The 22,535-nt window shown below is 64.0% G+C and carries 26 protein-coding genes and 1 tRNA gene; 17 read left to right on the top strand and 10 right to left on the bottom strand.

Annotated features, from left to right (window positions below; all coding sequences use genetic code 11):
* From ACH196_RS14525 to ACH196_RS14515, 3 genes are all read left to right on the top strand, one after another.
* The coding region (locus tag ACH196_RS14525; protein WP_396647620.1) for a DUF1127 domain-containing protein at positions 1–123 on the top strand (123 nt) is incomplete at its 5' end.
* Positions 124–270: 147 nt separating this feature from the next.
* Positions 271–714 (top strand): carboxymuconolactone decarboxylase family protein, encoded by a 444-nt coding sequence (locus tag ACH196_RS14520; protein ID WP_396647614.1) that lies wholly within the window; start codon positions 271–273, stop codon positions 712–714.
* A 64-nt stretch (positions 715–778) separates the two neighbouring features.
* Positions 779–1,006, top strand: a complete 228-nt coding sequence (locus ACH196_RS14515) for a hypothetical protein (protein ID WP_396647613.1) — start codon at positions 779–781, stop codon at positions 1,004–1,006.
* A 136-nt stretch (positions 1,007–1,142) separates the two neighbouring features.
* On the opposite strand, the gene ACH196_RS14510 is transcribed toward ACH196_RS14515, so the two are convergent.
* Both ACH196_RS14510 and ACH196_RS14505 read right to left on the bottom strand, forming a co-directional pair.
* Positions 1,143–2,777 carry an AMP-binding protein gene (locus tag ACH196_RS14510; protein WP_396647612.1) on the bottom strand — a complete coding sequence of 545 codons (1,635 nt, stop codon included), beginning with the start codon at positions 2,775–2,777 and terminating at the stop codon, positions 1,143–1,145.
* Between the two features lie 181 nt (positions 2,778–2,958).
* Positions 2,959–3,207: a hypothetical protein gene (locus ACH196_RS14505; RefSeq protein WP_396647611.1), complete on the bottom strand. Its 249-nt coding sequence runs from the start codon at positions 3,205–3,207 to the stop codon at positions 2,959–2,961.
* Between the two features lie 33 nt (positions 3,208–3,240).
* On the opposite strand from ACH196_RS14505, the gene ACH196_RS14500 reads away from it, so the two are divergent.
* The gene (locus ACH196_RS14500; RefSeq protein ID WP_396647610.1) at positions 3,241–4,188 is read left to right on the top strand and encodes a hypothetical protein; all 948 of its coding nucleotides are present in this window, start codon (positions 3,241–3,243) and stop codon (positions 4,186–4,188) included.
* Positions 4,189–4,346: 158 nt separating this feature from the next.
* Here ACH196_RS14500 and ACH196_RS14495 read toward each other — a convergent pair whose 3' ends face one another.
* Positions 4,347–5,510, bottom strand: a complete 1,164-nt coding sequence (locus tag ACH196_RS14495; protein ID WP_396647609.1) for a patatin-like phospholipase family protein — start codon at positions 5,508–5,510, stop codon at positions 4,347–4,349.
* Positions 5,511–5,533: 23 nt separating this feature from the next.
* Complete coding sequence (locus ACH196_RS14490) at positions 5,534–6,280, bottom strand: acetoacetate decarboxylase (protein ID WP_396647608.1); 747 nt, start codon at positions 6,278–6,280, stop codon at positions 5,534–5,536.
* A 203-nt stretch (positions 6,281–6,483) separates the two neighbouring features.
* On the opposite strand from ACH196_RS14490, the gene ACH196_RS14485 reads away from it, so the two are divergent.
* Positions 6,484–7,272 (top strand): 3-hydroxybutyrate dehydrogenase, encoded by a 789-nt coding sequence (locus tag ACH196_RS14485; RefSeq protein WP_396647607.1) that lies wholly within the window; start codon positions 6,484–6,486, stop codon positions 7,270–7,272.
* A 223-nt stretch (positions 7,273–7,495) separates the two neighbouring features.
* A complete protein-coding gene (locus ACH196_RS14480; RefSeq protein WP_396647606.1) occupies positions 7,496–8,500 on the top strand; it encodes a hypothetical protein in 1,005 nt (334 codons plus the stop codon).
* A gap of 16 nt (positions 8,501–8,516) precedes the next feature.
* Here ACH196_RS14480 and ACH196_RS14475 read toward each other — a convergent pair whose 3' ends face one another.
* Both ACH196_RS14475 and ACH196_RS14470 read right to left on the bottom strand, forming a co-directional pair.
* Positions 8,517–9,035 (bottom strand): disulfide bond formation protein B, encoded by a 519-nt coding sequence (locus tag ACH196_RS14475; RefSeq protein WP_396647605.1) that lies wholly within the window; start codon positions 9,033–9,035, stop codon positions 8,517–8,519.
* A 28-nt stretch (positions 9,036–9,063) separates the two neighbouring features.
* Positions 9,064–9,651, bottom strand: coding sequence for a YqaA family protein (locus ACH196_RS14470; protein WP_396647604.1), 588 nt, complete (start codon positions 9,649–9,651; stop codon positions 9,064–9,066).
* Between the two features lie 350 nt (positions 9,652–10,001).
* On the opposite strand from ACH196_RS14470, the gene ACH196_RS14465 reads away from it, so the two are divergent.
* The 7 genes from ACH196_RS14465 to ACH196_RS14435 all read left to right on the top strand — a co-directional run bounded on the left by ACH196_RS14465 (position 10,002) and on the right by ACH196_RS14435 (position 15,889).
* Positions 10,002–10,088: transfer RNA gene (locus ACH196_RS14465), tRNA-Leu, on the top strand.
* Between the two features lie 139 nt (positions 10,089–10,227).
* Positions 10,228–11,391 (top strand): ROK family transcriptional regulator, encoded by a 1,164-nt coding sequence (locus tag ACH196_RS14460; protein ID WP_396647603.1) that lies wholly within the window; start codon positions 10,228–10,230, stop codon positions 11,389–11,391.
* Positions 11,388–12,152, top strand: coding sequence for an ATP-binding cassette domain-containing protein (locus ACH196_RS14455; protein ID WP_396647602.1), 765 nt, complete (start codon positions 11,388–11,390; stop codon positions 12,150–12,152). Before ACH196_RS14460 ends, ACH196_RS14455 begins: the two co-directional genes overlap by 4 nt.
* 41 nt (positions 12,153–12,193) lie before the next feature.
* On the top strand, positions 12,194–13,234 hold the full coding sequence (locus ACH196_RS14450; RefSeq protein WP_396647601.1) for a sugar ABC transporter substrate-binding protein: 1,041 nt from the start codon (positions 12,194–12,196) through the stop codon (positions 13,232–13,234).
* Positions 13,235–13,470: 236 nt separating this feature from the next.
* On the top strand, positions 13,471–14,466 hold the full coding sequence (locus ACH196_RS14445; RefSeq protein WP_396647600.1) for an ABC transporter permease: 996 nt from the start codon (positions 13,471–13,473) through the stop codon (positions 14,464–14,466).
* Positions 14,463–15,233, top strand: coding sequence for an SDR family NAD(P)-dependent oxidoreductase (locus ACH196_RS14440; protein ID WP_396647599.1), 771 nt, complete (start codon positions 14,463–14,465; stop codon positions 15,231–15,233). Before ACH196_RS14445 ends, ACH196_RS14440 begins: the two co-directional genes overlap by 4 nt.
* Positions 15,230–15,889: a GNAT family N-acetyltransferase gene (locus ACH196_RS14435; protein ID WP_396647598.1), complete on the top strand. Its 660-nt coding sequence runs from the start codon at positions 15,230–15,232 to the stop codon at positions 15,887–15,889. The genes ACH196_RS14440 and ACH196_RS14435 overlap by 4 nt, the downstream gene beginning before the upstream one ends.
* Before the next feature lie 325 nt (positions 15,890–16,214).
* Here ACH196_RS14435 and ACH196_RS14430 read toward each other — a convergent pair whose 3' ends face one another.
* Complete coding sequence (locus ACH196_RS14430) at positions 16,215–16,772, bottom strand: HNH endonuclease (RefSeq protein WP_349007281.1); 558 nt, start codon at positions 16,770–16,772, stop codon at positions 16,215–16,217.
* 111 nt (positions 16,773–16,883) lie between these two features.
* Positions 16,884–17,543, bottom strand: a complete 660-nt coding sequence (locus tag ACH196_RS14425; RefSeq protein ID WP_396647597.1) for a DNA-3-methyladenine glycosylase family protein — start codon at positions 17,541–17,543, stop codon at positions 16,884–16,886.
* A 72-nt stretch (positions 17,544–17,615) separates the two neighbouring features.
* Here ACH196_RS14425 and gluQRS point away from each other — a divergent pair, with 72 nt between their 5' ends.
* Positions 17,616–18,500 carry a tRNA glutamyl-Q(34) synthetase GluQRS gene (gluQRS, locus tag ACH196_RS14420; RefSeq protein ID WP_396647596.1) on the top strand — a complete coding sequence of 295 codons (885 nt, stop codon included), beginning with the start codon at positions 17,616–17,618 and terminating at the stop codon, positions 18,498–18,500.
* Between the two features lie 228 nt (positions 18,501–18,728).
* On the top strand, positions 18,729–19,340 hold the full coding sequence (locus ACH196_RS14415; protein ID WP_396647595.1) for a thioesterase domain-containing protein: 612 nt from the start codon (positions 18,729–18,731) through the stop codon (positions 19,338–19,340).
* Between the two features lie 68 nt (positions 19,341–19,408).
* Here ACH196_RS14415 and ACH196_RS14410 read toward each other — a convergent pair whose 3' ends face one another.
* A complete protein-coding gene (locus ACH196_RS14410; RefSeq protein ID WP_396647594.1) occupies positions 19,409–19,696 on the bottom strand; it encodes a DUF6958 family protein in 288 nt (95 codons plus the stop codon).
* A 202-nt stretch (positions 19,697–19,898) separates the two neighbouring features.
* Here ACH196_RS14410 and ACH196_RS14405 point away from each other — a divergent pair, with 202 nt between their 5' ends.
* Positions 19,899–20,786, top strand: coding sequence for a DMT family transporter (locus ACH196_RS14405; RefSeq protein WP_396647593.1), 888 nt, complete (start codon positions 19,899–19,901; stop codon positions 20,784–20,786).
* Here ACH196_RS14405 and ACH196_RS14400 read toward each other — a convergent pair.
* On the bottom strand, positions 20,753–21,604 hold the full coding sequence (locus ACH196_RS14400) for a YihY/virulence factor BrkB family protein (protein WP_396647592.1): 852 nt from the start codon (positions 21,602–21,604) through the stop codon (positions 20,753–20,755). The genes ACH196_RS14405 and ACH196_RS14400 overlap by 34 nt on opposite strands.
* A gap of 60 nt (positions 21,605–21,664) precedes the next feature.
* Here ACH196_RS14400 and ACH196_RS14395 point away from each other — a divergent pair, with 60 nt between their 5' ends.
* Positions 21,665–22,531 (top strand): SDR family oxidoreductase, encoded by an 867-nt coding sequence (locus ACH196_RS14395; RefSeq protein ID WP_396647591.1) that lies wholly within the window; start codon positions 21,665–21,667, stop codon positions 22,529–22,531.
* Positions 22,532–22,535: the final 4 nt, after the last annotated feature.

Below are 22,535 nucleotides of genomic sequence, written 5' to 3'. Positions count from 1 at the left end.
GGCTACGGCCGCTCGGCCCGACGCCGCCGCGCGCGCCGCGATGCCCGGCTTCTCCAGCGGTTCTCGGACAGGGAACTGGGCGACATCGGCCTGACGCGATTCGATCTCGTCTGGCGCGACTAGCCAGCCGCTACCACCACCTCGACCCGACCCGCTCCAAGGCAGAACCCCGCTTCGGAACGGACGGCTTCCGTATCCGCGCGTGAAGGGGCGCGCGGACATGGCCACGCTTTGCCCCTTCGATCCCAAGACTGGAAACAGGAGACCAACATGAGAAAGACTTTTGCAATTCTGGCGATGACCGTCGCAACCACCCTCGCCGCGTCCTTCGCAGGCGCGCAGGAACTGCCGGCGGCGGAGCAGACCTACAAGGAAATCGAGGCGGCGATCGGCAGCGTGCCGACCCACTTCAAGGCCTATCCGAAAGCCGGGGTCGCCGGCGCCTGGGCGCTCACCAAGGGCCTCGACTTCGGCGAGGGCACCACCGTCCTCGAACCCAAGGTCAAGTCGCTGATCAACCTGGCCGTAGCGGCGCAGATTCCCTGCCGCTACTGCATCTGGCTGGAGAGCAAGATGGCCAGGGACCGCGGCGCGTCCAGCGAGGAGATCGCCGAGGCGGTGGCGCTCGCCGGATACGTCCGCCACTGGAGCGCCGTGCTGAACGGCCTCCAGATCGACTTCGAAACCTTCAAGACCGAATTCGGCGGTGATTGAAAAGGCGGCGCCCGCCGTGCCACGCCGGGCGCCGCCTCCCCCTCATGCCGGAGCGAGCAAATTCATGGACATTCTCATCAATGCGGCGAACGTCCTTTACGTGATCGCCTATTTCACGATGGACATGTTGCGCCTGCGCATCCTCACCGTGACGGCGGCCACGTGTCTCGCGGTCTATTTCTACAGCCAGCCCGTATCGATGCTGAACGTCGTGGCCTGGAACATCTTCTTCATCATGCTCAACGTGATCCAGATTGTCCGGATCCTGTTGACTCGGAGGCGGAGCGCCTGAGCCCGAAAACCATACTCGTTCAAGCGGACCGTCCCCGGATTGAGGCCCTGTCCGGCCATGATGGACATGAAGAAGATAGACGTCGCCGCGATCGAGGCAGCCCGGCGCGGCTGACGGTCTCGCCGCGTTCCGCCCTTCAATCCTCGATCTCGTGCCGTGCCCGATCCCGGAAAATCCGCCTTATCACTTTTCCAGTCGTGGTCAGCGGCATCGAATCCACAAACGCCACCTCGCGCGGATATTCATGCGCCGACAGTCTTTCGCGCACAAAGCCCTTGATCTCCGCCGCCAGCTCGTCGCTCGGCGAAAACCCGTCGCGCAGCACCACATAGGCCTTGACGATCTCGGTGCGCAGCGGGTCGGGCTTGCCGACGGCCGCGGCCAGAGCAATCGCCGGATGGCCGGTCAAACAGTCCTCGATCTCGCCGGGGCCGATGCGGAAGCCGGCTGACGTAATCACGTCGTCGTCGCGCCCGAAAAAGGAAACGTAGCCGTCAGCGTCGCAAATGCCCTGGTCGCCAGTGGTCATCCAGTCGCCGATGAATTTCTGGCGCGTCGCCGTCTCGTTCTGCCAGTAGCCCAAAAACATCACCGGGTCGGGCCTTCGCACCGCGATCTGGCCGATCTCGCCCGCCGGCATCTTTTTGCCTTCGCCGTCGATGATCGCCACGTCATGGCCGGGCGACGGTTTGCCGATCGCCCCGCCCCGGCTGACGCCAAGTTCGGCGCAGGAGGACAGCACGATGTTGCATTCGGTCTGGCCGTAGAATTCGTTGACCGTCAGGCAGAGCTCGTCCTTCGCCCATTCGTAGGTCTCGCGGCCCAGCGCCTCGCCGGCCGAGCCCACCGTGCGCAGCTTCAGGTCAAAACGCCGGCGGATGCCGGCCACCGACTTCAGCATTCTGAGCGCCGTCGGCGGGATAAAGGCGTTGCGCACGCCCATCTTTTCCACCAGCCCGAGTACGGCCTCCGGATCGAACTTTTCGAATTTCCCGAACACCACCGGCACGCCGAAATAAAGCGACGGCAGCAAAAGGTTGAGCAGCCCGCCGGCCCAGGCCCAGTCGGCCGGCGTCCAGGCAAGATCGCCCGGCTGCGGAAAGAATTCGTGGTGGAACTGCACGCCGGGCAGATGGCCGATCAGCACCCGATGGCCGTGCAGCGCCCCTTTCGGCGGCCCGGTCGTGCCGGACGTGAAAATCATCATCGACGGATCGTCGGGCGTGGTGTCCACGGCCTCGAAAACCGGCTCATGGTCAGCCACCGCCTGCTGGAAACCCAGCGCGCCGGCCTCCGCCCCATCGGTGGAAACCACCAGTTCCAGCCCCGGCAGGCGGCCGCGAATGCCCTTCAGCTTGAAGACGCCCCTGGCGTTGGTGACGACCGCCTTCACGCCCGCCGTCTGCAGCCGGTATTCCAGCGCCTCGACGCCGAACAGCAGCGCCAGCGGCACGGCGATGGCGCCGAGCTTGTAGATCGCGACATGGGCGATCGCCGTCTCGAAACTCTGCGGCAGCAAGAGCGCCACCCGGTCGCCCCGGCCTATGCCCCGCCCTCTCAGAGCATTGGCCAGCGCGTTCGACTGGCGCGACAGTTCGCCGAAACTCATGCGGACCGGCGCGCCCTCCGCCCGGTACTCCAGCAGCGCGGTGCGCTCCGGCTCCGTCGCCGCCCAGCGGTCGCAGACTGCCACGCCGATGTTGAACCGCTCCGGGATCGCCCAGCGGAAATTTTTGTAGAGCGCCTCGTAGCTGTCCGCCCGTTCGAGCATGCTTGCCGGCCGTCCCCTTTCTTTTGCGCCGCAACAATCGGCAAAGCGTGGATACAGGACCGGGCGCGCGGCGGTCAACTCGGCGCGGTTTGGGGCGGGTCCAATCCGCCGCGCTCGACGCTTCGATCGTTCTTAGCTGTCCGTCCTCATCGCCCTTTGTCGTCCTCGTCGGCCTCCGTGGTCATGCTTGTTCTGCAAAATCCACGCGGGTTCCAAGCAACTCACTGTTTTCGCTTGGTTTTACAAGCATGACATTGTTTTCGACCGGCTGTTCGCCCAGGTCGGGAGAACCCTGAAGCAGGCCGCTGCCTCTCGAAAAATCAAGCCTTTTCAATGTGTTGCGCTGACAGAGTAATGGCCGCTTCGGCTTCCCGTCATCACCAAGGATTATTTTCTTAGGGGCATTGCATATGTTCCCTATATGTTCCATATTGAATGCCGGCCTTGTCTGGAGGTGGCATCGGTGGAGTTTGGAGACGCGAGTACGACAATCGAGGGATACCGGCAGGCGCTGAAGCATATCCTGTTGATGCTTATCGGCATGGCCGAGATGGGTTTCGGCAGGCCGCTGTCGCTGGTGCTCGGGGAAGCCGCCGTCGCTCCAAGGCCGGGACGGGCGGGAAGGGCGGGGCGGAACAAACCGTCTCCGGCGCTTTGCCTTCCCCGCCACCTCTACCGCGCCATTCTTCTGCTGCTGCGCCCGGCCGAATCCGCCGCCCGGCGGCTGATCATCGCGGCGGCGCAAGGCATCGTGGTGACCCTGCCGCCGTTTCGCCCGCGAAAGCTCAAGTTAAAGATATCCGACACAGTGGCCGCCATGCGCCGCCTCGGCCTTGCCGTTAATCTGTCAAAGGCAGACTTTGCCCGCTATGAAGCCGAGCGGAAAGCCGCCGAACTTCGCGCTTCCCGCCCGCGCGGACAAAACCTGTCGCTGCTCGATGCGCTGAAATATCCGTTCCGCATCCGCCGCAACTATGTGCCGGCGCATGCCGTGCCGCGCATCCGGTCGCTCGACGACGATGCGCCACGCATCCCCCTGCCGCCGCCGCCGTCACGCGACGATCCGATGAATGCGGCGAAGCTGACGCTCAGGCTGGACGCGCTGGGTCAGGCACTCGACGATCTTCCCGGCCAGGCACAACGTTTCGCCCGCTGGAAGGCGCGCAACGACGCAGGCCTTGCACGCGACAAAGCGGCCCGCGACGCGGCGGCAGCGAGAGGCAAGCCGGGTCCGGTCCGGTTCCGGCGTTTTTCGCCGCTCCGGCGCGGCCGTCCGCCCGGCGGAAGATTGCCGCGCTTCGATCCCGATGCTCCGAAACGCAAGAACATCCGCGAGGTCGACGAGATTCTGGCGCATGCCAATGCGATGGCCTACTACGCGCTGGAACCGCCGCGCAGGAATACGTCGTGATGGTGCCCCGGCCGAGCCAACCGATCTCGAAAGGCGAAGTATTTCAACAGTTTAACGGCCAGACGGAAAAGAATCCGGGCTTGGCGACGATCCATGCTGTCAGAAAATACCGCGGCTATTGGTAAGGCCAGCCAGACCCGCCCGCCTTTTCGGCGGCCTCAGGTCGGGTCCTCGCGATGCAGATCGTGGATTTCCACGCCGTCCTTGATGTCGGTCGGCGGCAGCAGCCAGTCGCGATGGCGCAAGGTGCGCTGCGTGTCCTCGAGCCCTGCCTCCCAATGCTCGCGCATCGAGGTTCCGGAGAATTCGTAGTCCTTGGCGTGGCCCTCGTAATTCTTGTGCTGGTAGATCAGGTGAACGATGTTGACGACGCCGGCGTCGGAATAGTCCTTGATCAGTTCCACCTCATCAGGCGTCAGTTGCTCCGGCGGCACCCGTTTCAGCGCGTCGAGCAGCCGCATCTTGAACGCATGGATGCGCCGAAACGTATCGGTGTTCTGGCGCGTGCGGCTGGAATACATGATGTCCTTGTGGCGCGACAGCACGTCCGGCATGCTGCGTGGCAGGTTGCCGCGCGCGCTGAACAGGTCGACCTGGAACACCAGCGAGCTGCGGTCCTCCTCCTGGTCGAGCAGATATTGCAGCGGCGTGTTGGAGACGATGCCGCCGTCCCAGTAATATTCGCCCTCTATGCGCACCGCCGGCAGGGCCGGCGGCAGCGCGCCGCTGGCCATGATGTGCTCGGGGCCGATGCGCATGTTCTGCGTGTCGAAATAGACGAAGTTGCCGGTGCGTACATTGACCGCGCCGACGCTGAGTCGCTTGCGGCCGTCATTCAGCACGTCGAAGTCGATGACGTTTTCCAGCGTATCCTTGAGCTCCGCCGAATCGTAGAAGCTGGTCGCGCCCGCCGCACCGGGCTGCTCCATCCACGGATTGGGAAAGCGCGGCTTGAAGAAGCCCGGCTGGCCGAACGTCATGGTCATCCAAGAGCTCGTGCGGTTGCGCACGTCGCGATAAAAATCGCCTTCCGGCGTATAGGCCCAGATTTTTCGGCCGGAGATCGTCTGCCAGAACTGCTCCAGCTTCTTCAGCCGATGGCGCGGCTCATTGCCGGCGACGATCGAGGCGTTGACCGCGCCGATGGAGACACCGGACAGCCAGGTCGGCTCGCAGCCGGTCTCGGCCAGCGCCTGATAGACGCCGGCCTGATAGGCGCCGAGCGCGCCGCCGCCTTGGAACACCAGCGCCACGCGATCGTAGAGCGACGCGATTTCTTCGACGGTGGCGGGCGCCGCCCTGGTCTTGTTGCGTTCGAGCACTTTGGCGTTCCGGCGGCGGGGGATCAGTCGTGTTTGGCGAGATAATCGTAGACCACCTCGCCGAGGCCGAGCGTCAGGTCGGCGGTGAAGTGGACCGCCGAGACAACCTCCAGCACCGGAAGGCGCGCCACGTCGCACATGACATGCGGGCGCAGGTCGAGCGCGGCCGGCGCCGTCCAGGCTTCCTTCAGCGTCAGGTCCGTCAGGTAATAGCGCACCAGTTCGCAGATGCGCGGCGTGGCGTCGACATGCGGGATGATCTTGATCATGAAATTGGGCTCGGCCAGCGACTTGAGCAGAGGCGCGTGCTCGATCGCCTTGTGCTTGTAGCCCATCGTGGCGGTGGCACAGAGCACGCTGCCGTAGTGCAGGGTGCCGACCACCACCTCGCCCTCATGCACGATCTTCGGATTGGCGAGCTTCTTCGGGAAACCCCAGAGTTCGCGGCCGCCGGCGATCGGCGAATCGTCGTCGAGATACATGGAATGCACGTAGCCGCCGCGCTGGCCGTTCAAGCGCACGGGGATGACCTGGCCGGTCTCGGTGTAGTCGCCAAAGCCGGTGGAGTCCGGCATGCGGATGAACTCGTATTTCACCAGCGGCTCGTCGATTTCGAGCGGTGCCGGCACCACCGCCTCCAGCGCCTCGCGCGTCGTCCGGTAGGTGACGATCACATATTCCCGATTGAAGAAGCGGTAGGGACCGGGCGGGTAGGAAGGGTTGGTGAGCGGCATCGCATAGGCGCGCTTCAGGACTTCGGCGATATCCACGCTGTTACCTCGGTTGGTTGCGGAAGCCGCACCGCATGTCTGACGATGTTGCACGGCACCATGACAGGGACGTGTCACTCTAAGCCGGCAATGCCTGCATTTCCAAGGCCTGTAATCGGGCCGACACATCGCCGTGACACTGTGCCTGCTGCGCTGCACAAGCGCGCTCCGGTCCATCTCCATTGCTTTCCAGCGAGATCATCATGGGTTTGCTGTCCTCCAAGAACGCCCTCGTCACCGGCTCGACCAGCGGCATCGGCCTGGCCATCGCCCGCGCTTTCGCCGCCGAAGGCGCCAACGTCACCATCAACGGGCTCGGCGACGCGGCGGCGATCGAAGCCGAACGCGCGGCCATCGAAGCGGATTTCGGTGTGCAGTGCCGCTATTCCGGCGCCAACATGATGAATGGCGAGGACGTCACCGCCATGATCGAGCAGGCGGAAGCCGCCTTCGGCACGTTGGACATCCTCGTCAACAATGCCGGCATCCAGCATGTCGCGCCGATCGAGGAGTTTCCCGACGACAAATGGGAAGCGATCATCCGCATCAACCTCGTGGCCGCCTTCTACGCCATCAAGGCCGCCCTGCCCGGCATGAAGGCCCGCAAATGGGGCCGCATCATCAACACCTCGTCGGCGCATGCGCTGGTCGCCTCGCCATTCAAGTCAGCCTATGTATCGGCCAAGCACGGGGTCAGCGGCCTGACCAAGACGGTGGCGCTGGAGGCTGCGGAGCACGGCGTGACCTGCAATTCGATCGCGCCGGGTTATGTGTGGACGCCTCTGGTCGAGAAGCAGATCCCGGACACGATGAAGGCGCGCGGCATGACCGAGCAGCAGGTCAAGCACGACGTGCTGCTCGCCGCCCAGCCGACGAAGGAGTTCGTCACCGTCGACGAGATCGCCGCCCTTGCCGTGTTCCTGTGTTCGGACGCGGCAAAACAGATCACCGGCGCGACGCTGCCGGTCGACGGGGGCTGGACGGCACAGTAACCGGCTATTTCACTACTGGACCTTCCGCCGAGCGGTATTTTTTCGGGGCAGCCGGGAGAAGTACCGGGGAGGCTGGAAGCAAGCGGCAAGCCCGCGAAAGCTTCCGGATGACGAACATCGGAGAGCCGCAAGCCACTACCAAAATCGATTGTAGTCTGAATGGCGACAATTGCAGGTAGCAGCGCGAAGTGATAAATCCCGCAAGCAATTTCGGGAGGATTTCATGCTTGTCAGCGATTTCGTCTCCGGCGTTTCGCCGGAATTTACCTTGACCCGCAGTGGCGACCAGGTGACCGCCACGCTCTATTATGGGCTCACCGGCTATTATGACGAGGAACTCGGCTACTACCTCTGGGACGGCGACATCTACGGCAACATCGGCGTCTACGAGAACTATTTTTATCAAGGCAATGACCGGCCGATGGATCTGAGCTTCGTCGCGACGCTTGCCGACGCGACGCCGACCACCGGCACCTATGCGATAAACGACTATATCGGCGGCGCCAGTCTGGCCCACGAATTCACCGTGACGATATTCTCGTCCGCTGGCAATTTTGTCGGCACCGAGAAGGCGGATTACGTCTTCGGTTCGGGCGCAGCGGATACATTTCGCTCGATAGGCGCCGGCGACATTTTCGAGGGCGGCGCCGGCAACGATCTCTACCGGGTCTACAGCAGCGACGTGAAAATCGTCGAGGCCGCGGGCGAAGGCGACGACAGCGTCGCCAGCGCGGTCTCCTACGTGCTCGGCGCCGGCGTTTCGGTCGAGCATCTCTCCACCAACGGCTCGATGAGCACGGCGGCAATCAACCTGACCGGCAACGAGTTTGCCCAGGAGCTTCGGGGCAACGCCGGCAAGAACGTGCTTGACGGCAAGGGCGGCAACGACACGCTGAACGGCGGCAGCGGCATGGACTATTTCGTGTTCTCGTCGGCCCTCGGAGCGGGCAATGTCGACACTATCCTCAACTACAGCGTGGCCGCCGACACGATCCGGCTGGAGAATGCCATCTTCACCGCGCTGTCGACGGTGGGCGCGCTGGCGGCGACAGCTTTCAAGGACCTCGCCGACGGGCCGAAGGACGCCGACGACCGCATCATCTATAATTCCACGACGGGCAATCTCTATTATGATGCCGACGGTTCCGCCGGCGCCTACGGCAACGTCAAGTTCGCCAGCATTGCCAATCTGGCGGACCTCACGGCTGCGGATTTCGCCGTCATCTGAGCCGCGCGAGGCCCGCTCACCGGGCTTTCGCGAAAGCTCCCCGGAACGCGACGATCGCCAGCACGAGACTGGCGATCGCATTCCAGCCGGCAAGCGACAGGCCGAGGATCCGCAGCGCCGCCTTGTCGCAGGACGGCGGCACGACGCTGTTCAGCGAATCGAGCACGCCATTGCCTCCGGTGTCGGACGGCGCGGCCACCATGCCGCAGTCCGTCGGTCCCGGCCAGAAACCCCATTCGACGCCGGAATGGTAGACGCCGAGGTAGAGCCCGTAGACCATCAGCAGGCCGCCGACGACCAGCAGGCCGCGCGTGACAATGGGCGGCAGTCGCATCAGCGTGGCAAGGAAGGCGACGAGCATCAGCGGCGCCCCGACATAATATGGGATACGCTGCTCGTAGCAGAGCTTGCAGGGGATATAGCCGCCCAGATACTGGAAACCGAGCGCCCCGCCGACCGTTGCCGCCATGGCGATGGCGAGGAAAAGCGCGGTCAGCGCCTGTGGGCGCGTGGTCGGGGCGGGCAAACTGCTCATCGAGGAAAGTCCGTTCAAGCGGGGTTCGTCAGAAGACGTACCTGACCAGAATATAAAGCAGAATTAGGACAGCCGCCGCCGCCCCTGCCAGCAGGCCGAGGCGCTTCTCGATGAAGTGGCGGATCGATTCTCCATAGCGCCTGAGCAGCCAGGCCAGGATCAGGAAGCGTGCGCCGCGCGCCACGATCGCCGACAGGATGAACCAGCCGAGCGGAAAACTGATGAGGCCGGCAAGGATGGTGACGACCTTGATCGGCGGCAGATGCGCGAGGCCGGAGGTAACCAGCATCAGCAGGATGAAGCCGGTGCCGGTGGACACGCGCAGCGTCTCGAACTCGTCATATTTGCCGTAGAACTCCAGCACCGGCCGCGCCACCGCTTCGAACGCATAATGCCCGAGCAGCCAGCCGGCTATGCCGCCGAGCACCGAGGCGGCGGTCGCCACCAGCGCATAGCGGTAGGCACGGTCCGGCCGCGCCAGCGCCATCGGCAGATAGAGCACGTCGGCCGGCACCAGGAACACCGAACTCTCGACGAAAGCGATGACCGCCAGCCACGCTTCCGCCGACTTGCGCGCGGCAAGCGACATGGTCCAGTCATAGAGCTTTCGCAGCATCGGTCGTTCCGTGGTTGTTCCGGCCCGGCCGATTTCCGCCCATTCGCGGGGCACCGCCCGAAGATGGCGAAATCCATACAATGCAATTCCTGTAAAAAGAATTGCCCGCCCTCTCCTGCGCCCGAAAGCCGCTGGTGACAGGCGGGACCGGCCGAGAACGACAGGCTCACCCGCTAGGCCGCCTTCAACCATGACGCCGACGGACAGAAGTCCTTTCTGATTTCGTTCTCGGCCAGGCGAGCGCATCGGGCGACAGAGACTCGCTTGCCGGCTCTTCGCTGCGTGAAGCTGTTGACGAGACCATGCCTCTCCGTATAGTCCGCTGCCGTTCACGCCCACATGCGGGCTGAGCCCCTGTGGCGGAATTGGTAGACGCGGCAGACTCAAAATCTGTTGCCTTCACGGGCGTGCTGGTTCGATCCCGGCCAGGGGCACCAAATCTCAACCTCTCGAAATTGGCGCAACGTACGATCCACGCCATCTGAGCATCGAGAATTGTTGTCCAGTTTCTTTCTGAAAACCATTTGACTAAATAATATCCTGGTGCGAAGCTCCCTGTCAGGGAGGCGCGGCGACGTGGCACTCAAGGGGACCAACCAGGAATTCGGGCGGCCGTACAACCGGCGCATCGTGCTGGAATCGATCCGCCTGCATGCGCCGACCACGCGCGGCGAGATCGCCAAGCGCGTCGGTCTCACCGTCCAGACCGTTTCCACCATCGTCCGCGAACTGGAGGAGCAGGGCTACGTCCTCTCCGCCCGCGAGGAACCGAAAGGGCGCGGCGTGCCGCCCTCTACCCTGCGCATCAATCCGGACGGCGGCTACGCGGTCGGCGTCCACCTGACGCCGCTCGGCGTCAGCGCAGCGCTCATCAACCTCAGCGGCGACGTGGTCGAAAATCTGTATCGCGACGCGCCGGCACCTGCGCCGGACCAGGCCTTCGATCTGATCGGCACCTTGGTGCGCGACCTGACCCGGCTGCGGCCGGGCGGCCGTATGCTCGGCGTCGGCATGGCGCTGCCCGGTCCGTTCGGCGTCGAGGCGATGAGTTTCATCGGCCCTACCACGATGGACGGCTGGCAGGAGGTGCCGCTGAAAGAGCGGCTGGCCGAGGCCACAGGCCTGCCTGCCTTCATCGAGGCGGACATGGCAGCGGCCGCGCTGGGCGAACAGCTCTACGGCGTCGGCACGGATTTTTCCGAATATTATTATCTCTATTTCGGCGTCGGGCTCGGCGGCGTCATGGTGCACGACGGCGTGGTGCTGCGCGGCGCCTGGGGCAATGCCGGCGAGATCGGCCACATTCCGGTAGTTCCCGACGGCGAGCCCTGCCCTTGCGGCAATCGCGGCTGCCTCGAACGCTATCTGTCGCTGGAGGCGCTCGGCCGGCACAAGGGCGGCGAAACGGCCTGGGCCGGCGAGATCGCGCCGATCTTCCGCAATGCGGTGACCACCATCGAGAACCTGTTCGACCCGCAGACGGTCGTGATCGGCGGACTGGCGCCGGCCTCGCTGCTGGCAAGGCTGGCGGCCGCCGCCAAAACCCTGCCAAACTCGGTCTCCGCGCGCCGCGACCGGCGTGCCCCGCGTGTCACCGTGGCGCGCGGCGGCGAGCAATCGGTGCTGCGCGGCGCGGCGGCGCTCGCGGTCTCCGGTGTGCTGTCGCCGCGCTTCGGGCAGATGTTCACGGCGCGCGAGGACGGGCGGGAAGCGCCAGACGGCAAGGAGATGGCGGCATGACCGAACCGCTGCTGGTGTTGGAGGACATCCGCAAGAACTACGGCGCGATCGAAGCGCTGAAGGGCATCTCGTTTTCGATTGGCAAGGGCGAGGTTGTCGCCTTGCTCGGCGACAACGGCGCTGGAAAATCGACGCTGGTGAAGATCATCGCCGGCGGGTTGGAGCCGACTTCGGGCCGCATGCTGTTCGAGGGCAAGGAGTTTCTGGCAAAATCCCCCGCCGAGGCCAAGGACGCCGGTATCGAGACCGTCTACCAGGACCTGTCGCTCTGCACCAATGTCGACGTCGTCGCCAATTTTTTCATGGGCCGCGAGATCACCCGAAAAGTGCTCGGCGTGCCGGTGCTGGACGAGCGCGCCATGGAGCGCGAGGTTGCGAAGGCGCTTTCCAATGCCGGCACCCGCATCCCCTCCCTCAGGACCAAGGTCGAGCACCTGTCGGGCGGCCAGCGCCAGGCGATCGAGTTGAACCGCTTCGTCCACTGGGGCGGCAAGCTTGTACTGCTCGACGAGCCGTTCGCAGCGCTTGGCGTCGAGCAGACGCGGCGCGGCCTCGACATGATCCGCCAGGTCGCCCGGCAAGGCATCGGCGTCGTCATCATCACCCATATCATGCAGCAAGCCTTCCAGGTCGCCGACCGGATCGTGGTGATCCGCCAGGGCGTCGTGGCAGGCGATGTTGCGCGCAGCAAAACCAGCCCCGACGCGGTGATCAACATGATCACCGGCGAAACGCTTGCCGGTGCCGGACCGGCAGGCTGACGGGGATAAAGAGGGGTCCGGCTCAAAGAGGAGCAAACGAAATGAAGCGAATATTACTTGCCGCATTCGGCGTCGTGGCATTGGCGATCGCCATGCTGACGCCGGCCTTCGCGCAGTCGAAGGGCACGGTCTATTACCTCGTGCCGACTCTGCTCGACGAGTTCCAGACGGGCTCGGTGAGCGCGCTGGAAATGTTCCTGAAGCAGACCGGCTACGAGATGAAGACGCTCAACGCCGACAACAAGACCGACGCGCAGCAGAGCCAGATGAACGACGTGATCGCGCTGAAGCCCGCGGCGATCATCCTTGCCGCCGTCGACTTCAACGCGCTGAAACCCTCGATCGAGGCGGCGATGGCGGCGGGCATCCCGGTGGTCGAATTCGACCGCCAGATCACTTCGACGCCGTCGGCCTTCACTTCGGTGGCCGGCACGGTCGAGATCGGCCAGGTCGCCGCCGACCAGGCCGAAAAGCTTCTGACGGCCAAGAACGGTTCGGTGAAAGGCAAGATCCTGCAGGTGCTGGGTGACCCCGGCGACCCCTACACGCTCGACATCCAGAAGGGTTTCGAGGAGAAGATGAAGGCGTTTCCGGACGTCCAGATCATCTCCGTGCCCGCCATGCAGTGGGAGGCAAGCAACGCCGGCACCATCGTCGCCGACCAGCTCGTCGCCAATCCCGACATCGACCTGATCTTCAGTCATGCCGCGCATCTGTCGGTCGCTGCCGTCGCCTCGCTGGAATCGGCCGGAAAAAAACCCGGCGACATCATGATGATGAGTTCGAACGGTGCGCCGGTCGGTCTCGACCTGATCCGAAAAGGCTGGCTGAACGTCGAGGTCGAGCAGCCGCTCTACGCGCAGGCGGCGGCGGTGGCCATGTTCATGGACAAGGTCGTCAACAAGCAGGAGATCAAGCCCGGCGAGTATGACGTGCTGCATCTCAAGTCGACGGTGACCAACGAAGCCTGGGGCCCGAACATCAAGATCCCGGGCGCGGCGATCGACAAGTCGAACGTCGACAACCCGGCCTTCTGGGGCAACATGAAGCCGCCGACGGATACCGTGAAGGCGGTCGAATAAAACCGGCGTATTGCCCCTCATCCGCCTGCCGGCACCTTCTCCCCGTGAAGAACGGGGAGAAGGAAGACTAGCCGCACCCGTTTCGCCTTCTACGGCATCCGTTGTTGGCGAGGTCGGCGGTGATAGCGACTCTCTCCCCGTTCTTCACGGGGAGAGATGCCCGGCAGGGCAGTGAGGGGCAGCGCCGACGCTGCCAAATTTCCACACGGACTTTTCAGGCCGAGCCTCGAACCCACATGAACCCACGCACCCGAAAAATCCTCGAGACTGTCCTCGACAATCTCGTCTGGTTCATGCTGCTTTTCGTGCTGATCGTCTTTTCGATCTTCATCCCGAACTATTTCCAGCTCGGCATCTTCGCCAACATCATCGAGGCGTCGAGCGTGCTGGGCGTCATGTCGATCGGCCTGGCGCTGGTCATCATCGCCGGCCACATGGATCTGTCGGTGGAATCGGTGGCAGCACTTGCCGCCATAGCGGTCGGCATCCTGTTCTGCTCGGCCGGCATAGGTTTGGGCATAAAACTCTATCCCGAATGGCTGATGGTTCCGGTGTCGCTGCTGGTCGCCCTCGCCGTCGGCGGGTTGATCGGCTTCTTCAATGGCTTCCTGGTCGTGAAGCTGAAGATGAGCGCCTTCATCATCACGCTCGCCTCCTACATCTGGGTGCGTGGGCTGGTGCTCGCCGTGTCGGGCGGACGCTCGGCGCAGGATCTGGCGCCGGCCATCCGCTGGTTCGGCATCCAGCGCCTGCTCGGCCTGCCGCTGACGGCCTGGATTGCCATCGCCTGCTTCGTCGTCTTCTCGCTGATCATGGCCAAGACCCCCTTCGGCCGGCATCTGGTGATGATCGGCGGCAACGAGACGGCAACTTACCGCGCCGGCATCCGCGTCACCCGCAACCTCGTCATCGCCTTCGTGCTGGCGGGCGCCATCGCCGGGCTGGCCGGCTGGCTGCTCGCCATCCGCACCTCCGGCGCAACGGCCAATCTCGGCGTCGGGCTTCTGTTCAACGCCTTCGCGGCGGTGGTCATCGGCGGCGTCAGCCTCAAGGGCGGCGTCGGCTCGCTGCCCGGCGTCTATGCCGGCGTGCTGCTCCTATCCTCCATCAACACGGCGATCAACCTCATGGGCCTTCCCGCCAATTTCACCCAGGTCGTGCACGGGCTGCTGGTGCTCGCCGCCGTGCTGCTCGACACCTTCAAGCAGAACCTGCGCCAGAGGCTGGCATGACCGGACGCTTGCAGGACAAGGTCGCACTGATCATCGGCGCCGCGCGCGGCATCGGAAAGGGCATCGCAAAACGGTTTGCCGAGGAGGGCGCGAAACTCGTGCTCGCCGATAGCGAGGCCGAAATCGGCCGGGAAACCGCCGACGAACTCGGTGCCGCCTTCATTGCCGTCGATATCTCGAAAATGGCCGACGCCGAAGCCGCCGTCGCCCTGGCGCTCGACCGGCACGGCCGCCTCGACATCATCGTCCAGAACGCCGGCATCTACCCGTGGCAACTGATCGAGAACACCAGCCCGGACGACTGGGACCGTGTAATGGCCGTCAACCTGCGCGGCACTTTTAATGCGGCACGCGCCGCGCTGGTGTCGATGAAGGCGCAGGGCTACGGCCGCATGCTGTTCACCTCGTCGATCACCGGCCCGCATGTCACCAGCCCCGGCCACGGCCACTATTCCGCGACAAAATCCGGCATCAACGGTTTTATCCGCTCGGCGGCACTGGAGTTTTCAGGCTACGGCATCACCGTCAACGGCGTCGAGCCCGGCAACATCTTGACGGAAGCGATCCAGGAGCAACGCGGCGCGGCCTTCATCAAGAACATGGAGGACGCGATCCCGCTCGGTCGGCTCGGCACACCGCGCGACGTCGCCAACGCCTTCCTGTTCCTCGCCTCCGACGATGCGAGCTACATCACCGGCACGACCATCGTCGTCGACGGCGGGCAGTTGCTGCCGGAAGGCGCGGATTTCCGCATCCTGCCGCCGTGACCTTTGCTGGTGTGATCCTCGACTTCGGCGGTGGTTTCTTCCTCCGCCAGGCGACGCAAGCCGACCATCCAGCGTTGCGAAAAATCTGCCTGGAAACCGGCGACGCTGGCGAGGATGCGACGGCGCGCGAGGATGATCCTGACTTGATCGGGCAGATTTACGCCGTTCCCTATCAGGTCTTCGAGCCGGATTTTGCGTTTGTCATCGACAACCCCTCGGGCGTGGCCGGCTACCTGCTCGGCGCACCCGACACCGCTGCCTTCTACACCTGCCTCACCGAAAGCTGGTATCCGGCGCTTCAGCAACGCGTCACCGATCCCGGCCCCGATGCTTCACGCTGGCAGGGCAGCGACTGGGCGCGGCACCGTATCCACCACCACGGCCTCACCATCCCGCCCGCGCTTGCAGTCTATCCGTCGCATGGCCACATCGACCTGCTGCCGCAAGCCCGCGGCAAGGGCATCGGCCGACAGTGCATAACCTTCCTCGAAGGGCGCTTCGCCGAAGCAGGCTCCACCGGCCTCTGGCTCGAAGTCCATCCGCGCAACCACAAGGCGCTACGCTTCTATGCGAGTCTCGGATACCGGCCGTCGCCGGCTCTGGAACCATCCGAAAACGCCATCTACGTCGTGAAGCGATTTGCCGGTGCGGGATAGCTGAGGACGACCGTCGCTTGGGTGCGTCCTTCGAGGCTCGCCCTTCTGGATTCTACGCCAAGTCTTCGAAGATAGAAGAGGGCTCGCACCTCAGGATGAGGGCCGACGGAGCCCCAACGCCAATCCGATATGTTTTCGCGACCAAGATATTTGAAGGGCCAGACACTGGCGATTGGCATTGCACCCACGCCGGTCCTCCTCCTGAGGTGCGAGCCCGCACGACGTCGGACCGTTGAGCGAAATCTCCGAAGGGGCGAGCCTCGAAGGACGCACCCCAGGCACCGCAGGCCAAAGCGTCGGACACAAAAACATCCGACGCCCCAACTCACGGCTCCAGTTCGACATCCCAATACAGATAGTCCATCCAGCTTTCATGCAAATAGTTCGGCGGGAACAGCCTGCCATTGTTGTGCAGGTCGTGCACCGTCGGCTGGAACGGTTTTTGCATCGGCCACATCTTCGCCTGCGCCGGCAGGTGCCCGCCTTTCCGGAGATTGCAGGGCGAGCAGGCGGCGACCACATTCTCCCAGGTCGTCGCGCCGCCGCAATGGCGGGGGATGACATGGTCGAAGGTCAGGTCCTCCGGCGTGCCGCAATACTGGCACTGGAAGCGGTCGCGCAAAAACACGTTGAAGCGCGTGAACGCCGGATGGCGGGACGGCTTGACGTAGCTCTTCAGGCTGACGACGCTCGGCACCCGCATCGAGAACGACACGGACGACACCGAATGCTCGTATTCGGCAACGATGTTGACGCGGTCGAGGAACACGGCCTTGATCGCGTCCTGCCAGGACCAGAGCGACAGCGGGTAATAGCTGAGCGGCCGGTAATCCGCATTCAGCACCAGCGCGGGCAGCCCATCTGGAGATACCGCGACCGTCACTTCAAAAACCTCCGTCGAAGGTCCAGGACCGATGCTAATAGTCTAAGCCCGACATGACAGGGATGTGAAGCGCCTTCGCGGCTACATTGCGGCGCAAAACCACGCGTATTTTCAGGTTTTTTGCGGAGTTTGGAGGATCGGCGCGGCGTCCCTGCCCTTCGTCTCGCGATAATAGGCCCAGAAAAGCCGCGACGCGATGCCGCGCCACGGCGACCATGATTCGGCGATTCGCGTAAGCTGCTTGTCGCCGGGACGCGTTTCCATGCCGAGAGCGTGGCCGACCGCCGTCTGCAGCGCCACGTCGCGGGCCGGGAAAATATCGGGATGGCCAGCGGCGAAAAGCAGGTAGACCTCCGCCGTCCACGGGCCGATGCCAGGCACCGCGGTGAGTCGGCCGATGGCGTCCTCGGCCTCCAGCCTGCACAGGTGGATGAGGTCCAGTCCACCCGCCACCGCACCGGCCGCCGCCAGCATCGCCCGCTGTTTTGGCCGTGAAAACCCGGCCTTGCGGAACGCTGCTTCTCCCGCGCCGAGCACTCCTTCCGGCGTCAGCGGATCGACGAGTTTGACGAAACGCCCGAAGATCGCATCGGCGCTGGCGCGCGACACCTGCTGCGAGACGATGATCGAGGCAAGACTGGCAAACCCCGGCTCGGTCAGCCGCAACGGCACCTCGCCGGCCATACGGCGCACCGCCGGCAACCTCGGATCGGCAGCGCAAAGCGCGTCGAGCCCGTCCGCAACATCGTCCATTCCAACAATTCGCCGCATGCCGCCCTTGTCCGTCAAAGCCCGGCAAAGTAGCAATCGATCGAATCTTTGCGCAACCCGTTTCCGGCGCCGATGAATCCGCCCATCTTTCGCTTCGCGCCCAGCCCGAACGGCAGGCTGCATCTCGGCCACGCCTATTCGGCGCTGCTGAACCAGCGACTCGCCGATGCTGCCGGCGGAAGACTGCTGCTGCGGGTGGAGGACATCGACACCACCCGCTGCACGCCGGAATTCGAGGCCGGCATTTTTGACGATCTGCATTGGCTGGGGATGCGCTGGGAAGAGCCGGTACGCCGTCAATCCGAACATTTTTCCGGCTATGAGCAAAGCCTGCGCCGGCTGATGGATGAAAACCTTGTCTATCCGGCCTTCATGAGCCGGGGCGAGATGCGCACCTACATCGTCGAGCAGGAAGCATCGGGAAAAAACTGGCCGCGCGACCCGGACGGCGTGCCGCTCTATCCCGGCCTCGACAAGGCACTGTCCGAGAAAAAGCGTACCGCCTTGATCGACGAGGGAAGGCCGTTCGCCTGGCGGCTGGACATGGCGGCTGCCCTCGCGCGTATTGGCCGGCCGCTTGCATGGACAGAATTTTCAGCCGACGATCTCTCCGTCCTGAACCAGGTCGAAGCGCGGCCACAAGACTGGGGCGACGTCATCCTCGCCCGCCGTGACACGCCGACCAGCTACCATCTGTCCGTCGTGGCGGACGATGCCTTGCAAGGCATTACACAGGTCGTGCGTGGCCTCGATCTCTTCGCCGCCACCGCCGTGCATCGTGTGCTGCAGGAACTGCTCGGCCTTCCCGCGCCGCTCTATCACCACCATCGGCTGATCCTCGGGCCGGATGGTCGAAAACTTTCGAAGAGCCTCCGCGACACCGGCATCGCCACCCTGCGCGGAAATGGCGCAGCACCGGGCGATATCAGGCGCATGATCGGTCTCGATCCCTTTTGATCCCGGCGGTTTTGGACCGATTCGCCAGACCGCGTTTCTGCCGGTCAGCCGCTGTTCACTACCTCCGGTAGGTTGGCATCGTCACACTCGGCCCTTAGACATGGCGTCCGTGCGGGCGGGCTTCGATGTTGAATCGAGGTGTCTTTGTTCATATCCGCCCCCGCTGTCCGCCTGGCTCTGCTGCCCTTTCTGCTCGTGTTATTCGTAACCGGATGTACCTCCCCGGTCATGCAGGAAGGCGGGCTTGCCAATCCGCCGCTTTCCGAAAAAGGTGTCGTTTACCTGTTCGCCGGCCTGACGCCGACCGGCGACGACATGGCGCGCAGCGGCATGTTCAGCCTGACGCAATACATTCGCGCCGCCGGTGTCCGCGCCGATGTCTACAATCCCGTCAACTGGAAGGAGGCTGCGGACAATTTCCTGGCGCAACCGAACCGAACCGAAACGCCCGTCGCCGTGGCCGGCTACTCTCTGGGCGGCAATGCCGCCACGCAATTCGCCGACCGTTTGCAGACGGCCGGCGTGCCGGTGCAGACGCTTCTCGTCTTCGAGGGCTACAAGCCGACCCCGGTGCCCTGCAACGTGCGCCGGGCGATCGATATGTATGGCTCGGACGGCCTGTTCAGCCTGTCGTCGCGCCTGCGGCCGCAAAAAACCTTCACCGGAAGGCTGGAAACCGTGGACTGGTCAAAACTGCACAAGAATGGGCGCCACGACCATCTCGGCGTGTCGAAGGAGCCCGCCGCGCTTGAATATGTTCAGCACGCGCTGATCGGCGACAATCAAGTTCGCGAGATAGCGTCGTCTCCGGACGAAGCCAACTGTTTTGCGCGCTCATAAGCTACGGTGCCGCTTCCACAAACTGAGCGATTGCGTCCGCGTGCCGCGCCAAATCGGCGCGACACGCTCTACGGCTTGAACAGCCGGACCGGACTGCCCTTGGCGCGGGCCACGACGCCCTTGGCTTCGAGGTCCAGTTGCACGGCCTTCGCCCACCATCCCGCCTTGGCGCCGCCGGGAAACAGGTCTTCCGGCAAGAGGGGCGTCAGGCGGGTCCGGATCTCCACCGGCGTCAGCCCGGGCTCCGTCTCGGGAAGCACCGCCAGATACGCCTTCTTCATAGCCTCGTATTTCGTCTCGTCGACCGCATAGGTCGAGCCCGGCCTGATGACATTCTCGATGCGGATCTTGCCCATATATATTCCTCCGTTCGTGCCAAGGACGTCGCAGTGGCGGCAACGCCGACATCTTGTATGAAAATCTCCAACTTCGTCGAAGTGACTGCCGTCTGGGCTTGCGCCTTCGTTTCATCTCTTCTGAACCAATGATTCAGGATTTCGCCTTTGCGTGCCACTTCCTGGGGCAATAGAGCGGACGCACCTGAAACAGGCCGCTTCCATGCAGACCAGAAAATTCATCCCGACGGCCTTCGTGCTGCTATGGGCCACCGGCTTCATCGGCGCGCGCTACGCCATGCCCTGGGCCGAGCCCTTCACCTTCCTTGCAGCGCGTTTCGGCCTGGCCTTCCTGATCCTGGCGGCCATCGCCCTTACCACGGGCACGTGGCGCATGGCGCGCCGCGACATCCTCTATGCGCTGGCCGCCGGCGCGCTCATGCACGGCGTCTATCTCGGCGGCGTGTTCTGGGCGGTGCGTGAGGGGCTGACGGCCGGCCTGTCGGCGCTGATCGTCGGGCTTCAGCCCCTGATCACCGCCGTTCTGGCCGGCATTTTTCTCGGCGAGGAGATTTTCCCGCGCCACTGGGCCGGGCTGGCGGGTGGATTCGCCGGAGTGGTGATCGTCATCCTGCCGAAGCTTGGCTCCGGACTGGATGCAGTCACCTTGCCGATGCTCGCCGCCGCCATCCTCGCTGTCGCCGGTATGAGCGCCGGCACGGTGCTGCAGAAAAAATTCGGCGCGGCCCGCAATCTCGTGATGGGAACCGCCTGGCAATATGTCGGCGCGACGGTGCTGATGGCGGCCGGCTCGCTGGCGCTGGAGACGCACACCATCGTGCTTACCGGCGAACTCATCTTCGCCATGGTCTGGCTGGTGGTCGTGCTGTCGATCGGCGCCATCTTCCTGCTGATGATCATGATCCGCGAGGGCGAGATGGCGAAGGTGTCGTCGCTGTTCTATCTCGTGCCGGCGGTCACCGCCGTCATGGCATGGCTCCTGTTCGGCGAGAGCCTGAGCTGGGTCCAGATCGCCGGCATGGCGCTGGCCACCTTCGGCGTCGGCCTGGCGACATCTCAGCCACCTACCCGCGCCCGCGCATCAAGGTAACGGCGGATCGACGCATTCAACTCGCCGCCGAGAATGAAGACGGCCGAGACGATGTAGAGGAACACCACCGCGATCATGATCGAGGCTAGCCCCGCATAGGTGGTCACATAGGACGAGAAGTGGTCGAGATAGGCCGCGAACACCGTCGAGCCGACAAGCCAGCCGATCAGCGTGAAGATGATGCCCGGCACCATATGGGTGAAGCGGCGCTTGCCGGCAGGCAGCCAGACATGCACGGCAATCAGCCCCAGCACAATGACGACCGAGGCGATGACGAACCGCCACAGCGTGATCGTGCCGAGATAGGGTTCGATCCATGCGGCCTTCGCCAGCGCCACCCGCACGATCAGCGGCGCGAACACCAAGAGTACGCTGATGACCAGAAATCCTACCGTGGCGATCAGCACGAAGGCGAGGCTCTGGATGCGCCGGTAGAGGAACGGCCGCGTCTCGGTGACCCGGTAGGCACGGTTGAGCGAGGTGCGCAGCGCCTCGATGCCGTTAGAGGCGAAGAACGCGCCAAGCAGCGCGCCGTAGGTCAAGAGGTCGCTGCGCTGCACGGTGAGCACATTGATCACCTCCCGGGAGATTGGCGCCGCGATCTGCTCCGGCCATGTGTCGAAGACCAAATGCACGGCGGTCTCGGAGAATGCCTGCGCGCCTAGAAAACTTGCCAGCGTCGTGGCGAAGATCAGGAACGGGAACAGCGCCATCAGCGCGGTGATTGCCAGATGGCTGGCCATGGACCATCCGTCGTCGTCGTTGAAGTGGCCGAGCATGTCGGTCAGCACACGCCGGACGGCGACGATCTTCCGCATGGGCTCTTCGTTCTCCGTCGATTGTTTCGCGCCCGCGAATATGGGAAGGGTTTTCGGCATATGGCAAGCCGCGACCCCACCGAGAATCCTGCAGCCGGGTACGCCCGCACGATCATCGTGACCGGCGCCTCGTCCGGCATAGGCGCCTACTGCGCGCGGGCGCTGAAAAGCGAGGGCTGGCGCGTCTTCGCCACGGCGCGAAAGCCGGAGGACATCCGGGCTTTGAAGGACGAAGACATCGAGGCCTTCTACCTCGACTATCGCGAGCCGGAGTCGATCGAAGCGCTCGTCGCAACCGTGCTGGAGCGCACCGGCGGAAAACTCGACGCCCTCTACAACAACGGCGCCCACGCCCAACCGGGGGCTGTCGAGGACCTGCCGGTCGAGGCGCTGCGGGAACAGTTCGAGGCGAATTTTTTTGGCTGGCACGACCTCACACGCCGCATCGTCCCGGTGATGCGGGCGCAAGGCCACGGCCGCATCGTCCATTGCTCGTCGATCCTCGGCCTGACGCCGGTGAAGTTCCGCGGCGCCTATTGCGCCTCCAAGCACGCGCTGGAAGGATTGATGCTGTGCCAGCGCGCGGAATTGGAAGGGTCAGGCATACAGGTCTCGCTGATCGAGCCGGGACCGATTGCCTCAAAGATCGCGCCGAACGGACTGACGTGGTTTCTCAAGAACATAGACCACGAAAACTCGGTCCACCATGAAGCCTACCAAGCGCAACTTGCCCGCATGCGCGGCGGCGGCTCGAAATCGCGGCTGAAGCTTGGTCCGGAAGCCGTCTATGCGGTTCTGCGTCACGCCCTCCTGTCGCAAAACCCGCGGCCGCACTATGCTGTCACCTTGCCGGCAAAGATCGGCGTCATCCTGAAGCGCGTTTTGCCGGCTTCGCTTCTTTACCGTGTTCTCGCCTCGCAGGCGTGAGCCG

This window comes from Mesorhizobium sp. IMUNJ 23232 (assembly GCF_044326205.1).
In the GTDB taxonomy this organism is placed as follows: Bacteria; Pseudomonadota; Alphaproteobacteria; order Rhizobiales; family Rhizobiaceae; genus Kumtagia.
Note: the sequence above shows the minus strand (reverse complement) of the source record. Positions and strands in the feature narration are given on the sequence as shown.